Origin of the sequence: Shewanella carassii (assembly GCF_002777975.1) — a bacterium.
GTDB classification, from domain to species: domain Bacteria; phylum Pseudomonadota; class Gammaproteobacteria; order Enterobacterales; family Shewanellaceae; genus Shewanella; species Shewanella carassii.
The window spans coordinates 222449-238069 of sequence record NZ_NGVS01000007.1 but is presented as its reverse complement, the minus strand read 5'-3'; the positions used below and the strand labels follow the sequence as shown (position 1 = coordinate 238069).

Here is a 15621-nt window from a genome sequence, read left to right as displayed (position 1 = left end):
TTGGTTTATGCGCTGTTTAAACGAAGATATCGCCCGCAAGGCCAATCGAGAAGATGGTTGCAAGGGCGTATTCTGGGAAGGACGTTTTAAGTCGCAGGCACTGCTCGATGAACAGGCACTGCTGGCCTGCATGATGTATGTGGATTTAAATCCCATTCGCGCAGGTATTGCAGATTCACTGCAAACTTCTGATTACACATCCATTCAGGAGCGCATAGAGGAAGTTGCTGAGCCAGCAACTGCCAACGCTTCAATTAAGCCACTGCTGCAATTTGATGGTGCAGCCACTGCCGCCGAACAAAGCGGCATTCCGTTTCACTTTGCCGACTATCTGGAGCTGATTGATTGGACAGGCCGGGCGGTGCGGGAAGACAAGCGTGGCTATATTGCCTGTTCCAGACCCAAACTACTGCTTGAGCTTGGTATCAGCGATGATGCCTGGATAACTTCTGCCAAGGAGTTTCGCCGTCAGTACAGTGGCATGAGTGGCCGATGGGATGCCATGTGTGCGATGAAGGCTAAATATGGTGGTAAATGGTGCCGGGGTAAGCAACAAAGCCAAGCAATACATCCCCATTAACCTTAAACCCTTGGTGATATTGCAGCAACAGGCTTAAGCCTGCTGGAGGCATGCCTGGCAACGACAATTCTGCATTAACCTCCGAAAGTGAGCGTCTCAGAGAGCCTCATTTCCAAAAATCCGTCATTATTTATCAGAGACTGACACCCGGCAGCGGTATGTTTCTAACAGAAAATGCTGAGGGTGTCCTGTATATTCTCTGAGGGTGTCCTATATGTTCTTTTCTGAATATCCTGCTCAGTTAAGACTTTTCTGAATCTACCTCGATATCTTGAGCCAGCATATATATCCCTGCAACAACCATACATAATAATCTGGTGGTTAGTATCAATAAGTTAAGGTCACCCAGCCAGGGCTTGAAAAATTCAAGCAGAAAACCAATAAACAAACAGAGAAAGATCCAGATGCCATATGCTTTAAGTGTTAAATATAACACTCTGCCGGGGGACATTTTTATTACTAATAAATATGCACCGATAATCAGAGGGATCAATAGGGTGGGGATAAATGCGGCGATTAATAGTTCTCTTATTGCTTCCATTTTTAGATTCATTCCTTTTGCTAAAGATAGAGGTTCTGATCTGAGTCTTAGGTGTAGTCGTTCAGACTTTAATTTGACAGTTCCCCATTTTCCTTGATAGGGGCGTTCATTGTTATAATATTCCGGTCATTCGTCCAGGCCTTTTTGCAGTTCTTCCAAACTTGAGTACAACGGTTTGCGGAAGAAAGCAATATAACCAGGAACAATGGAGACGCCCAGCATAAGCCGGGTGAAGGCGCTAGTTGCCAGTGTTACTGAAGGACAGAGGTTTCCACTGGATGAAGATCCTCTTTCAACTCCAGTGAAGGTTTCTCGGCTATTGAAGTGGGTACAAAGTCGAGTTCCCAAGCACAATGAAGAGCGAATAGGGTTCGATGGGTGAGGGAGAGCATGGAGCCTCGGGGATTCAGCTAAATAGCTGCTGGAAATGGGGCTGCCCCTTGCCTTCGTCGTTGTTGGAGGTGGTTGTAACTATGGTTTTATAGAGCATTGTCACAACCTCAAGTGGACCCAGAAGCCCTTTGGATATCGCTGAAGTCGGTATTTAGCTTCAACCCATTGTCGGTGGGAATATTAAACGGTTCAAAAGGACAGGTCGTCCTGCTGCCTGCCGTGTGGCTGCCTTGTCATTGTGGATAATGCGCCCGCTATCATTGACCAGTTGCAAATAGTCCTTAATATCTAACAAACCATTGAAATCTAGGCAAAGAGTCAACAATCTGTCGAGATTTATGGGCTCTGGATTTTGGTTATTGTCTTGGCTTTGTTTTTGGGTTTTGTTACTGTCCCGGGCTCATTGTTGAGCCACTAGAATCCGTGGGCTATTGAAATTGCATTCGCCAGGTATTTAAGGGAATAGAAATGAGCGTTTCGATGTATCGCAATATGATTTGGTTGGTCGTAGAAAGCCGCGACCTAGATGGAATAGTTGAACATCTGAAGGGGGAGGCGGATATCAAGTCCATCAATGATTTTGGGGCTGCCGACGATCTTAAGTTTATCTGGAAAACTTCACACCTGGTTGTCGCGGATCTTGATGGGCTTATCTACCTTGGCGGTTGGGGCTTGCCGTTCCGGCAGTATGGCCTCAGGGACAGTATGGAGATGCTGGATGAATGCCTACGCAACCTTTCAGAATTCGCCGCTAGGTTAAGCCAGAAATTTGGGAAAACCTATGGCTTTGGCGACCATCAGGGCGGTATATACAATTTTTGGTTTATGGCGGAAGACGGTCAGGTAACAAGAAAATACGCCGTGTATCATGATGGGCTGCATGAATATGACCAAAGCCACATTTCGGCGGGTGAACCTACAGAGGCAGAGGTTCAAGCGGCCAAGCATTGCCATATTAACGGTTTGTCTACAGGGGGAGGTTATCCTGATGACGCGAACGTTCGGGAAATCGCCACCAACTGGGTCCTTGATCCCCAGCAGTTTTCGCAACGCTTGATCAGAGCTAAGCTGATTGAGTGGAACCTGAGAAAACCCGGAGCATAAGAACGGGAGATACGGCCGAAAGGGGGCAGACCGATTTACTTTGGTTGGTCAATCAACCACAAAGCATTTTGGGTATTTCCTTTTAGGTTTTGAATATTATTAATCATACAAGTTGGTTATTAGGTTAATGGTGATCGAGAAGTATCAGTGACTTCTTGAGGTTAATTGTGGGATGGATTTGAACCCGCAGACTTTTGCGTAAATGCAAGAATAGTTGCTCAATAAAAAAGACCTGGCACTGGAGCTTTAGACATTGTGCCGGGTCTTTTTATTGTCACTTTAATACTGAAAACTTAATTCCGGGTTAGCTTTAGATAATCCAGCGCGCCACAAACCGCGGCGACCTGGGCGGCATTGCACTGTTCATCGCTTGCCTGCGGGCTGTCCGGGTAGACTTCTGTGGTGCAGGTGTATGGGGCATTGGTCACCGAGGCACATAGACCAAGCTGCTTGAGCGGATAACGGATAACGCCGTGGTCGACCACAGGAGAGCCGATGATATTGCCGTCTTTGTCGGCCGGAGCGATATGGGTCACTTTGGCGACCGCTTCGATAATGGCTCGTTGGAATTCAGGTTGCGGCATGGCTTCATCATCTACCACATAAAAACCGTCCGGGATCTCGCCGGGAGCTATGATTTTGCCATCGCGGGCCGCGAGCGCCGGGCGAAACTCGGTTTCATCCGTGTCTGTGGTTTCATGCAGATCGATATGAGCCAGGAAAGGGTCGCCGTGGCTAGCAACCAGAGCCATCAATGCGGCAGACTCTTCTGCCGGGCTGGGTTCAAAGAAGGAGCGGTTGGGATCGATAGCCAAAGGATTCCAACGGTTGATGACTTCGTATCCCCAAGGGCTGACACAGGGGACGACCAAGAGATTGAAATCCGCTTGATAACGTTCGGCTTCCTGCTCAAGAAACTGCAGCGCACCTTGAACGCCACTGGTTTCATAACCGTGGATCCCGCCTGTGACCAATACCCAGGGCTTATCTGCCTGTGGCGATTTACTCTGCAGGGCGAGCAGGGGATAACGTTCCGGGTCATAACTTAAGGCGCCGTACCGGCGGCATTCAAAAGCTGTCTTGAGGGCATAGATCTTGTCGAGCACCTGTTCACGGTAGCTGCGTTTGATGTTTTGGGTGGCGCGCCAGGCGGATTTTTCGGCCTCTCCCCAGGGAGTACCTGGAGTGCCTATAGGGTATTCTTGACTCATGGATTGCCTCCTTATTTCTTTTATAAAACGTGTATGAATGGCGTATGAATAGCAAAACGCAGCCCATTGGACTGCGTTTATTCTTGAGGAAAATGTTACTGGGCGTTAAAGGCCTGACCGTTTTCCTGCAGGCTGTCGTCGCCCATCAGATATAGATAAACGGGCATTATCTGCTCTGGCGTCTTGAGATCCAGAGGGTTCTCTGCCGGATAAGCCTTGGCGCGCATGCCGGTGCGGGTTGCTCCCGGATTGATACTGTTGGCGCGCACCTGGGTGCCTTCACATTCATGAGCCAGCACCTGCATCATGCCTTCGGTAGCAAACTTGGAGAAGGCATATGGGCCCCAGTAAGCGCGGCCCTTACGGCCAACACTGCTGGAGGTAAAAATAATTGAGGCGTGCTCGGCCTTGCGCATCACAGGCAACAGTGCCTTGGTCATCATGACTTCGGCCACCACATTGACCTTGAGCAGATCTTCAAGTGACTGAATATCAATATGTTCAAATGGCCCCAAAGCGCCCAACAGGCTGGCATTATGCAGCAGGCCATCGAGCTTGCCGAATTGCTGCTCTATGGTTTCGGCCATGTCGCAGTAGTTTTGTTCGCTGGCGCCCTTGAGATCCAGAGGTACAATCGCTGGAGTCGGGCCACCGGCGGCTTCAATTTCATCGTAAACGGCTTCCAGCTTCTTGACCGTTTTGCCCAGCAGGATCACTGTGGCGCCATGGGCGGCATAGGTCTTGGCTGCGGTTTTGCCAATGCCGTCGCCGGCACCGGTTACCAGAATCGTTTTGCCCTTGAGAAGATCTTTTGCTGCTTGATATTCCAACATGGGGAGTTGTTTCCTCTTCGCGCTAAAGCCCGCCAATACTCGACTCACTACAGCGGTATACATCTGTTTAAAACAAATGACTGTTCATTGTTACTTTTCGTTGTGTGCAACTGTGACAAAAATGTAGCTAACTCAATATTTTTACGTTAACTTGAGACGAGCTGAGGACTGATTTCAGCTCCTCTGGTCACAGTGTCTGGGGTATTGTGACCAATTTCTTGGGGAAAACAAAATTATTACAACAAGATTTGGGGAAAAAAGATGAAAAGACTCATTTTGGGTGTTGCAATCGCATCTGCACTTGGACTGACAGCATGTGGTGAAGACAGCTATAACGAACTTAAGGATAAGACAGAGCCGCTCATCCCTGAGTCCCACTTGGTGTTTGATCCTGCCAAAGCTGAAGTTCCCTTGCCAAACGACCTACTGCTCAACGGCACCACAGACGGTACCTTGAATATTCCCGGGGAGGCGTCCGGAGACTATACCAATCCGCAGCTAGCGCTGGGCGCGCTGGATGGCTGGTCAACCACGCAACCGATAACCATAGATATTGAACCTTCCAAAGATAACAGTGGCAATACCCTGAGCCTGCTGGCATCTTCCGTGGCCCAGCCGGGAGCGGTGAGAATGTTTGAAGCCGTCAGCGGCGGCCCGCTTTCTTCCAAGGCCGAGTGCCAGGCCAAGCCTTCGGTTTCTGCCTGTGAAGTGGGTGAAGAACTGGTTTGGGGGGAAGACTTTATCACTCAAGCGTCCGGCAACAAGATTGTCATTGTGCCACTGAAGCCACTTAAGCCAGCTCAGTCTTATATCTATGCCACCACTAAACTCATCATGGATTCGGCCGAGCGCCCGATAGCGCCTTCCTACACCTATGGCCTGTTGAAACTGGATATCGACACAGCGCCGCTGGAAACCGCCGATCAATTGATGCTGCAAACTCTGGTAAACAGTTATGAGAAGGGCATGGCGGCGGCTCATGGCGTCGACAAGGAAAGCATTACCTATTCAGGCCTGTTTACCACCCAGTCGGTGGCCGACGTTTATGAAACCACCAAGCTGCTGATGCTGCAACCTGGCTCACCCTATGCGCCCAAGTGGCTGCAAACTCCGACTCCAGCCGGCTATACAGTGGCGATGGCAGCTGGGCTCACCCCTGCTGACGGCATAGCCTATGTATTGGCGGATTTGGCCGATATCTACACTGCGGCCATTGAAGTACCGGTTTACGGCACTTGTTCATCGGCGAGCTGTGACGGCATTAACGGCTACTGGCAGGCCCAGGGCGACAGCCCGGTATCTGTGTTGCTGGCGTTGCAGGCAGGTACCCTGAGCCAGGAGAACTTTGCCGCCCAGGCGATGGCTTACAACATAGATCCCGCCGCTGCACTGGCCAATCCTTCCTTGTTGGCCGGCAAAGTGTGGAAACTGGATGATGACAGTGCGGCCGATGCCACCAAGCACCTGACCCGCTTTAATCCCATTCCGGCGATTCGCAACTACGAAACTGTGCCTGTGCTGATCTCCATGCCCAACGCCACTAAGCTGGCGGCATTTTATGCCAGCCAGGGCTTGCCTTTCACGCCACCCACCAGTGGTTGGCCTACCACGATAGCGCTGCATGGTCTGGGTGGCGGCAAAGAGATGTCGCTGGCCTATGCCGGTAGTTATGCCGCAGCCGGTGTGGCTACAGTGGCCATAGATATGCCGCTGCACGGTGCCCGTTCATTCGATGCCAATGGTGACGGCATCTATGAAGTCTCGGCCTCAGGTGCGGCCTATGGCAAGGTTGTCGGTAAGCCGGATGCCTTCCAAAATGGCAATCCGCTGGTATTTGTCAATATAGAAAGCACGCTGTCGGTAAGGGATAACTTCCGTCAGGCGACCATGGATCATCTGGCGCTTCGAGCCGCGATAACAGGTATGTCGGCGCAACTTATCGAAATGGGCGCGCCTCAGGTGTTTGACAATAACCAGATAACCGCTCAGGGGCTTAGCCTTGGCGCCATTGTCGGCACCAACTTCGCGACCTATGCCAGCACAGGTTTGAAAGACCCTGCATCAGGCACAGCCTTGCCCAACTACTATGGCATCAAGGGCGCATCTTTGGTGGCGCCGAGCGGCGGCCTGGCGGGTTCTTTCGCTGGTTCAGCCACCTTTGCACCTCTGTTGTTTGCCAATGTGACGGCTTCCGATACCTTCAAGGCTTTGGTGGATGCGGCCAATAAACAAGGATATCAGCCGGGTTCGGCCGAATATGAGGTACTGGTTCAGGCGGTATACGCCGAATTTATCCCTACCTTCGCCTTTGCGGTGCAAACCGGGATAGAGTCAGCCGATCCTATCAACCAGACTGCTATGCTCAAGGCCACTGGGTTGCCGGTTCATCTGGTGGAAATTGTCGGTGATGGCGCTGGTAACAAGGGCGATCAGGTTCTGCCTGGTACTGTCGCGGGCTTCCCGCTGTCAGGCACTGAGCCTTTGATTGCGACTCTGGGGCTTAATTGCGTCGATCAGACCAGCGCTGGTGGCGGCGCTGTGCGTTTTGCCAAGGGGCATCACAGCTCAATCATCGACCCATCCGAAGTACCGGGCGTGACCGATGGCATGGCTGCTCAGGCGACAGCAGAAATGCAGTCTCAGGTGTCTATTTTTGCCTCTTCTGCCGGTAAAGATGGTGCCAGCATTTTGGTGACCGACTCGTCCGTTCTGCAAAGCTGTGGTGGCTAAGCGGTTACTCATATGTTTTTTGTAACAAACCCGGCGAAATGCCGGGTTTTTTTATCTATGCAAGGGCTGCTAGAATAGCGCGATTTTGTGTGCTTTCTCGCGGTGAAAGGAACCCTGTAGTGGAATTTTTATACGAGTACGGATTATTTCTGGCCAAGGCGATTACTTTGGTGGTGGCAGTGGGTGCCATAGTGGTAATTGTGGTGGCATCGGCGGTAAAACAAAAGAGTGACAGGGGCGAGCTGAAACTGACGCATCTCAGCGATGAGCTTAAATCGCTCAAGCATCACCTCAAGGCAGAGCTTTTGGGCAAAAAGGCGTTCAAGGCCTATGAGAAACAGCTCAAGGCCGAGCAAAAGGCCCACGACAAGGCGCTTGATGCCGGGGAAGTCAAAGATCCCAAGGTGTATGTCATCGAGTTCAAAGGTGGCATAGAAGCGGCCGAGGTGGCGTCACTGCGGGAAGAGATCAGCGCCATTTTGGCAATTGCCGAGGAAGGTGATGAGGTCGTCGCCAGCGTTGAGAGTGGCGGCGGCATGGTTCATGGTTATGGCCTTGCGGCCAGCCAACTGGACAGGATCCGCAATGCCGGGCTGCCGCTGACCATATGTGTCGATAAGGTGGCTGCCAGTGGCGGTTATATGATGGCCTGCGTCGCCGACCGCATTATTGCCGCGCCGTTCGCTATCATAGGCTCCATAGGTGTTGTTGCCCAATTGCCGAACTTTAACAAGTTGCTGAAGAAGCATGACATTGATTATGAGCAGCATACCGCCGGTGATTTCAAGCGCACCCTGACGCTGTTCGGTGAGAACACAGATGAGGGTAGAGCCAAGTTCCAACAGGAACTGGAAGAAACCCATCAGCTGTTCAAAGACTTTGTCGGGCGTTATCGGCCGCAACTGGAGCTGGACAAGGTGGCAACAGGTGAACATTGGTATGGTCAGCAGGCCATAGAGCTGGGGCTCATAGATGAAGTCGGCACCAGTGATGATCTCTTGCTGAAGTTGGCCGCGGATCGCACTGTGATCAAGGTAAAATATCAGCTACGCAAGAAACTGGCCGACAAGTTGGCCCACAGCGCTTCTTTGATGCTCAACGCCTGCTACAACAAGTTGGCCGAGAAGAATCGGCCAATGTAACTCCTGCTGTTTAATCCATTCGCTAATCTAACCCCGGCACGCCGGGGTTTTTTATGCCACTATTCTTCCGGTAAAACCGTGCCGGCGGTGGCGTCACGACCGGCGGTTCAGTGGTTTGAGACGTATTGTCGTCATCCGAGCAGGCAATGAGTCCCACGGTTAACCCGGCTGCCAGCAACGCCAAAGTCAGGGGTTTTTCTTGTTGAACATAATCTCTCCTGATTATTGTTATTATTCCGTTAACAAGATCCCGATTCATTTCCCGACTGACAATGTGAAATCCGGCCAAATTAGTGCCAAATAATGCAAGTAGCGGCAAATAACAGATTGAGATGTTATCGCCATATGTAAACACTATTTTAACAACAGTTTGTTTTTCATCATTTATTCTGGATTTAGTTCGCCGGCAGTGATAAAACCTCATGCGTCAGAATCAAAAGGAGTTGGCATGAGTAAGGATGAACAAGAATACAGCCTTTCCGGTGATCCCATTTTCAGATACACGGATGGTGAAAAGGAATGGCAATCGCCTATGGGTGAAGAGTGTATCGTCCAGATAAGCGAACATATTGAGCGCCATATTGGTGAAGTCACCTGGGTCTTTCATGAAGTTATCTCGGATACTGTGCATATTGATGTGCATTATGTGGCACCGACAGACGAGCGACCGTTCCATACTCTGGTGACTTCCGGCATGAGTGACTTGCCTATGAGTACCCCCGAAGAGGCGGATATCCCCAGGTTTATGGAGCTGATGATCACCTTGCCGGCGCATTGGCAGATAAGTCAGGAAGCCTTCAGCGATGAAAAGTGGTACTGGCCTGTAAGGCAGCTTAAGTTTTTAGCGCGCTTTCCGCATAAATACGACAGCTGGCTGGGCTGGGGACACACAATACCCAATGGTGATCCTGCCGAAGCCTTTGCCGAAAATACCCGTCAAAACGGCATGATAGTTCTGCCGTCGTTGCTACTTGATGACGCTTTTCACACCCTGGAAATTGACCAGGACAAGTGCATCAATTTTTATAGCCTGGTGCCGCTTTATGAAGAAGAGATGATGTTGAAACTGGAGCAGGGCAGCGATGCCTTGTTGGATCTGTTCGACAAGTATCAGGTGAGCGATCTGGTGGACATTGCCAGAATCAATGTGGTCACAGGGCGGAAATAACCGAGCCCCGGGGACTCACTCATAGCACACTCATAATAACAAGATAAAAAGCCGGGCTGAGCTGCATTGTGCAGGCTAGCCCGGTTTTTTTGAGTCTTAACGCTTGTAACTGATGTGCTGATGGAATCTCAACACCAGTTCACGGCGCTCCGGATCCAAACCTATGGCTTCGGCAAAGTCTTTCAAGGCTGCTTCCACCTGGTTCATATAGCGGCCATAACCTGGCTCTGTGTAGTCCTCTTTACCGGCAACCAGCAAAAAGTGCACCGATTCTACCAGGTTGCGCCCATCCCAATGGCTGACAAACTGAGTGTCGGTTGCCGCAGGATCAAAGCCTATCATCTGGGCTTCGGCAGTACTTTCCACCTTCTCGAACTTACTGTTGCGAACCAAAGGCATCAGGCCGTTGGCCACTATGGCGATGCGGTGTAATTGCTTGCCGGCCGCCGCGCTGCGGAACTTGTCCTCAAGAAACTGGTACAGCGGGCTGAAGTCTTCGGTATGCTCTTCTTCCAGCACGCTCTGCTTCAGGCGGCGGCTCAGCGGCAGGCTGACGGTGACATAGGCCAATGAGCTGTGATCTTCCGGCAGTTTGCACTTGCGCGACTTGTAGCGCTGATAAATATCCCTGAGCTTGTAGCCATAGGTCTTTTTCTCCCCCTTGGCACGGGCGAAGAGATCGTAGGCCATGTGCTGGTGATCGCGGACTTTGACCCTTAATTCCTGCTCCGGCAGGTTGTCCAACACCCCATTCAATACGGCATTGACCCGGCTGTGGAAATTGGCGGCGTTGGCACGAATTTCCTTACCTGTAGCCAAAAACAACAGTCTTAACTTGCGGGCCTTGTAGTCCGGCTGGAAGAAAAGGTTCTGGGCTTCATGGTAGGCCGGGTTGTAAAAGAACAGGATCTGTTCGGCGGTTTGGAAGCAGTAGGCCTCGGTGTGAAAACGCACCACAGGTAGTTTGTCATTGGCGATCACATGAATGTTGTGCAGATCTTCCTTTTCTGCCAACTGGAATACCAACTTGCTGATCTCGCGGTAGCAGTTTTCGTAACTGGCATAGTGGCTGAGCAGCGCATCTGTCATCAGTATTTCAGCCATGATGTACTGGCTGGTACGGGTGGCTAGGGGAATATAGACTTTTTGCTGGGACATACGCTTTCCTTGTTTTATGTTATCAGGCCGGTATGGGCATACTAGCCGGGTTGCACTGCAATCTTATTGCGACAAAACAACTTTCAATCCGATCGGGTATGGACTTATCGCACTCGCCCTAGTGTAATCTATGGTTATGATTTATTAAACATTAATAAACTTTAGCCAACCTTAAGGCAACAAACTGAATAACAAGGAGTCGTTAATCTTGATTACCGAAAGCCCCAGATTAATTTTGAGACAGTTCCGTGATGGTGATCAGCAGGCCTTGTTTGCCATGAATAGTATTCCCGAAGTGCTGAGGTATATCCCCGGCGAGCCATTGAAGGATATTGAAGAGGCCGGTCAGGTGCTTGAAAAGGTCATTTTGGCCGACTACCGCAAGTATGGCTATGGTCGCTGGGCGGTTGAGCATAAGGCCGATGGCAAGGTGATAGGTTTTTGCGGTCCCAAGTTCCTGCCGGAGTTCGGCAAGGTTGAGTTGGGATACAGGTATCTGCCTGAATACTGGGGCCAGGGACTGGGTTATGAAGCCGCCAGCCATGCATTGCCCAAAATAAAAGCGATTTGCGCCGTGGATGAGTTGATAGCCCTGATCATGGATGGCAACCTGGGCTCGGAAGCGATAGCCCTCAAGTTGGGTATGCTGCCGCAGGAAGAAAGTGAACTGATGGGGCACAAGTTGAGGGTATTCAGCCGCAGCCTTTAGTCGTTTTTCGCTATGTCGTCCTGCGGCTATTATGTCCGGCGATAGTCTTATCCGCCTGTTGCCGGCGCAGATGCGTCTGTGGCAGGGGCTTTGATGGCTTCGATTGCCGATTCAACCCAGGGCAGCACAAAGGCGGTGATCTTGGGCTGGGCCTTTTCGTTCGGGTGCAGCCCATCGGCCTGCATCAACTCGGGGAAGGGTGCGATCTCTGTCATAAAGAAGGGCATCAGGGTGACGTTGGGCTGTTTGGCCAGGTCACTGTAAACGGCGCTGAAGGCGTTGGCATATCTGGGGCCGTAGTTTGGCGGCACCATGACTTCGGAAAGCAGCACCTTGGCGCCGGATTGATGAGCCAGCGCAATGATTTTTGTAAGATTGTTTTTCAGCTCCGTTGGCAGAAAGCCTCTCAGACCATCATTACCGCCAAGCTCCACCAACAGCAGCGAGGGTTTTACCGACTCCAGCAACTGAGGCAATCTTCTGAGGCCACCGGCCGTGGTTTCGCCGCTGACAGAGGCATTAACAATGTTATGCTCGGGTAAGGCTTGTCTCAGCCCTTCGACCCAACCCTGTTTCTCGGCCATGCCGTAACTGGCTCCCAGGCTGTCCCCCAGGATCAGTACATCAGCGGCCTTGACGGGCAGCGCAGAGAACAAGAATATGACTGGTATCAATGCCAGCGGACGCAAGCATAAGGAAGCAATTTTGAAGAACAGTGCCATTAAGGTTTCCCATCTCGTAAAAACTGTCACTACTCAGGAAGGTGACCTGACTATCCTGAGTGGCATCAATTTGGATGTCAAGCCGGGCCAGAGTGTGGCCATTCTTGGGCCATCAGGTTCAGGCAAATCAACTCTGCTGGGCCTGTTGGCGGCATTGGATACCCCCTCGTCCGGTGAGATTTGGCTCGATGGCAGTGCCCTGGCGGGGCTGAATGAAGAACAGAAGGCTGCGCTGCGTAAGCAGAAAGTCAGCTTTATTTTTCAGTCTTTTATGTTGGTTGATACCCTCAACGCCCTGGAAAATGTCATGCTGCCGGCTGAACTTGCGGGTATCAAGGATGCCAGAGAGCGAGCCAAAGCCATGCTGGAGCGAGTTGGCCTCGGGCACAGGCTGAATCATTACCCGAAACAGCTTTCCGGCGGTGAGCAGCAGCGGGTTGCTATCGCCAGAGCCTTTATCAGCGAACCCAAGGTGCTGTTTGCCGATGAACCCACGGGCAACCTGGATAAACACAACGCCGACAAGGTTGCCGACATGCTGTTTGAGCTCAATCGCGAGAGTTCGACCACCTTGATTCTGGTGACCCACGATATGCAATTGGCCAGTCGCTGTGAGCGCCAGTTAGAGATGCACGAAGGGCGATTATATGAACAGGGGCAGCAAACCCCGCCGGAAGAGGCCGGTTTGCATGAGGCCAAGACAGAGAGCCAGGTGTCGGCGGCATCGGTAACGGCAGAGGAGGGGCGCTGATGGAATGGACGCTGGCATGGCGCCTGTTTCGCCGCGAACTCAAGCAAGGGCAGTTGGTATTGATTGTGCTGGCCTTGACCCTGGCGGTGTTGTCTGTCACCGGTCTGGCCCGGGTCAGTGAGAGATTGCAGCTCGCCATCAATGGCCAGGCGGCCAAGTTTATTGCCGCCGACCGAATCATTAATTCACCCGTCCCCATAGATGCAGGCATACTGCAGCAGGCCAACGCGTTGGGGCTTAAGCAGTCGCAGAGTTTGCAGTTTAACTCTATGGTTTACAGCGGTGATGCCTTTCAGTTAGTCACTGTCAGAGCGGTTGATAATGCCTATCCGCTCAAGGGCAAAATTGTCTTGCGTCAAGGAGAAACCAGTACCTTGCCGCAGCCAGGTGAACTGTGGTTTGAAATGCGTCTTGGGGGATTGCTGGGGTATCCCAAGAGTGTTGAGCTGGGTAACGCCCAGATGGCGCTGGCCAAGGAGATAGACAGGCTGCCCGATGCCGGTTTCAATCCATTTGCTTCTTCCCCCTTGGTGTTGATGCGCCTTGATGATGTGGCGGCAACCGGGGTCATTCAACCCGGCAGCCGGGTGACATATCTTTATCAGTTTGTCGGGGACAGCCAGGCGCTGAGCCGTTTTGAGGAATACGCCAAGCCACTGCTGACCAGTAGCCAACGTTGGGTTGATGTACAATCCGGCGATTCGCCGATTGCCGGGGCGGTGCAGCGGGCGGAGCGATTCTTGCTGCTGGCGAGCTTGCTGGGGATAGCCCTTGCGTGCGCCGCCATCGGCATTGCCGCCCAGCGTTATTGTCAGCGTCACTATGATGTGGTTGCCATGCTGAAAACCTTTGGCGCCAGTGCAAGACAAATCCGTTTATTGTTTGGTCTGCACCTGCTGCTGGTGACCTTTCTTGGAGTGATCTTGGGGATCTTCGGTGGCCTGGTGCTGGATTATCTCATCAGCCGAGCCTTGCCCGCGGAAATTGCCGCCTATTCTCCGCCTATGATCAGGCCGCTTCTCTTGGGGCTGGCTACAGGGTTTATCAGCGCCTTTATGTTCAGTGCCTATCCGTTGATGCGGCTGCTGGCTATTCCGCCGCTCAGGGTGTTGCAACGCCAGCTAGAAGGAATACGTCTGGGCATGTGGTTGCATCTGCTGCTGAGTTTGGCGGCCATGGGATTACTCGGCTGGCTCTACTCGCGCTCTTTGCCTTTGACCCTGACCGTGGTGGCCAGCGTGGTGTTGCTTGGGGGGCTGCTCAGCCTGATGGGGTTTTTGTTAATCCGCCTGGGGCAGAGTGTTGGCATGCGCACGACCAACCCCTTGTCGCTGGCACTGGCGGGCCTTAGGCGCCGCGCCAGACAAAACGCTGTACAACTGGTGGGCTTTTCCAGCGCCCTGGTGTTATTGCTGACCATAATGGCGTTGCGTCAGGACTTGCTTAGCGAATGGCAGAAGCAGTTACCTGAGGATGCACCGAACTATTTCCTGGTTAACATAGCCCCGGACGAAGTAGAGCCGCTGGCGGACTTTATGGCTCAGCGCCAGATTGCTGCCACAGATATCTATCCTGTCATCCGCGGTCGGCTCAGCGCTATCAATGGTGAGGAGGTGATCACTGCCGAAGAGCAGGAACAGGGGCAGAGAGGGCGCCTTGGGATTTCAAGGGAACTGAATCTCACCTGGCGAAATACCTTGCCGCCCAACAATGAGATCCTTGAGGGCCATTTTAATCGGCAAACCGATGACGTGTCAGTGGAGTCCGGGGTGGCCGAGCGCTTGGGAATTACTGTCGGAGACAGCCTGAGTTTTGTTATCGATAACCAAACGCTGACTGTCAAAGTGGCCAGTATTCGTTCTGTGCAGTGGGAAACTCTGCAACCCAACTTCTTTATGATTTTCAGTCAGGAAGCCTTGGCCCCCTTTGCTTATACCTCCATGGCCAGTTTTCATCTGGATGATGGTCAAAAGGCCGTTGTGCTTGAGCTTATCCGTAATTTCCCCACTGTCTCTATCATAGATGTGGGGGCCATGGTGGCTCAGCTCAAAGAGATAGTAGCCCAGGTATCTTTGGCGCTGACGCTGGTGTTGGTGCTGGTGGTATTGGCCAGTGCCCTGGTGATGATAGCGCAGACCGAAGCTGGCATGGCCAGTCGCCAACGAGAGCTGGCGGTTCTACGCACCTTTGGTGCGCCGGGAAGCTTGCTTAAGCTTGCCACGGCGTTGGAGTTTGCACTGCTAGGTGTCGTGGCGGGCATTCTGGCGGTCACAGTGGCGGAGTTTGCGCTCTGGCTTTTGAAAACTCAGGTGTTTGAACTCAGAGTCAGTCCTCACTGGCAATGGTGGCTGTTGGCTCCCCTCAGTGGCGCCTTGTTGGTGGCACTGCTTGGCCTGTGGCGTTGTCGCAGTCTGCTGCAAAAGTCCTGTGGTGAGCTGTTAAGGCTGGAGTAGCGCCAGGGGATAGGTTGTCAGGCAATTTTGTCGAACCATTTTTTGCCAGGCTTGGGTGGCGAATGACTGATCTTTTGCTGTTATTTTGAGCGTTGCTGGGGTAGTATTCCGACTTTCTTTTGGACA

The 15621-nt window shown here is 52.0% G+C and carries 13 protein-coding genes; 8 read left to right on the top strand and 5 right to left on the bottom strand.

All coding sequences use genetic code 11. From position 1 onward, the window contains the following. On the top strand, nt 1-580 hold a 580-nt coding region (locus tag CBE72_RS06400; RefSeq protein ID WP_478009794.1), incomplete at its 5' end, for a transposase. A gap of 241 nt (nt 581-821) precedes the next feature. Here the strand turns inward: CBE72_RS06400 and CBE72_RS06395 are convergent. Next, complete coding sequence (locus tag CBE72_RS06395; protein ID WP_100142807.1) at nt 822-1121, bottom strand: hypothetical protein; 300 nt, start codon at nt 1119-1121, stop codon at nt 822-824. Nucleotides 1122-1982: 861 nt separating this feature from the next. Between CBE72_RS06395 and CBE72_RS06390 the strand changes: the two genes are divergently transcribed. Continuing rightward, a complete protein-coding gene (locus CBE72_RS06390) occupies nt 1983-2618 on the top strand; it encodes a hypothetical protein (protein WP_093983365.1) in 636 nt (211 codons plus the stop codon). Nucleotides 2619-2911: 293 nt separating this feature from the next. On the opposite strand, the gene CBE72_RS06385 is transcribed toward CBE72_RS06390, so the two are convergent. Then, entirely contained in the window at nt 2912-3829 is a 918-nt protein-coding gene (locus CBE72_RS06385) for a M14 family metallopeptidase (protein WP_100142806.1), read from the bottom strand. Nucleotides 3830-3924: 95 nt separating this feature from the next. Then, complete coding sequence (locus tag CBE72_RS06380; RefSeq protein WP_100142805.1) at nt 3925-4662, bottom strand: YciK family oxidoreductase; 738 nt, start codon at nt 4660-4662, stop codon at nt 3925-3927. 261 nt (nt 4663-4923) lie between these two features. Between CBE72_RS06380 and CBE72_RS06375 the strand changes: the two genes are divergently transcribed. From CBE72_RS06375 to CBE72_RS06365, 3 genes are all read left to right on the top strand, one after another. Further along, complete coding sequence (locus tag CBE72_RS06375) at nt 4924-7392, top strand: VolA/Pla-1 family phospholipase (protein ID WP_100142804.1); 2469 nt, start codon at nt 4924-4926, stop codon at nt 7390-7392. Nucleotides 7393-7511: 119 nt separating this feature from the next. Continuing rightward, a complete protein-coding gene (gene sohB, locus CBE72_RS06370) occupies nt 7512-8534 on the top strand; it encodes a protease SohB (protein ID WP_167387644.1) in 1023 nt (340 codons plus the stop codon). Between the two features lie 448 nt (nt 8535-8982). After that, nucleotides 8983-9702, top strand: coding sequence for a suppressor of fused domain protein (locus CBE72_RS06365; RefSeq protein WP_100142802.1), 720 nt, complete (start codon nt 8983-8985; stop codon nt 9700-9702). A gap of 96 nt (nt 9703-9798) precedes the next feature. Here CBE72_RS06365 and CBE72_RS06360 read toward each other — a convergent pair whose 3' ends face one another. Then, on the bottom strand, nt 9799-10860 hold the full coding sequence (locus CBE72_RS06360; protein WP_100142801.1) for a DUF3083 family protein: 1062 nt from the start codon (nt 10858-10860) through the stop codon (nt 9799-9801). A 208-nt stretch (nt 10861-11068) separates the two neighbouring features. On the opposite strand from CBE72_RS06360, the gene CBE72_RS06355 reads away from it, so the two are divergent. After that, nucleotides 11069-11569: a GNAT family N-acetyltransferase gene (locus CBE72_RS06355; RefSeq protein WP_167387643.1), complete on the top strand. Its 501-nt coding sequence runs from the start codon at nt 11069-11071 to the stop codon at nt 11567-11569. Nucleotides 11570-11616: 47 nt separating this feature from the next. Here the strand turns inward: CBE72_RS06355 and CBE72_RS06350 are convergent, their stop codons facing one another. Continuing rightward, nucleotides 11617-12291 carry an arylesterase gene (locus CBE72_RS06350; protein WP_100142822.1) on the bottom strand — a complete coding sequence of 225 codons (675 nt, stop codon included), beginning with the start codon at nt 12289-12291 and terminating at the stop codon, nt 11617-11619. Here CBE72_RS06350 and CBE72_RS06345 point away from each other — a divergent pair. Further along, nucleotides 12230-13042, top strand: a complete 813-nt coding sequence (locus CBE72_RS06345; RefSeq protein WP_100142799.1) for an ABC transporter ATP-binding protein — start codon at nt 12230-12232, stop codon at nt 13040-13042. The two genes, CBE72_RS06350 and CBE72_RS06345, sit on opposite strands and share 62 nt — an antisense overlap. Beyond that, on the top strand, nt 13042-15495 hold the full coding sequence (locus CBE72_RS06340) for an ABC transporter permease (RefSeq protein WP_100142798.1): 2454 nt from the start codon (nt 13042-13044) through the stop codon (nt 15493-15495). Before CBE72_RS06345 ends, CBE72_RS06340 begins: the two co-directional genes overlap by 1 nt. Nucleotides 15496-15621 lie beyond the last annotated feature (126 nt).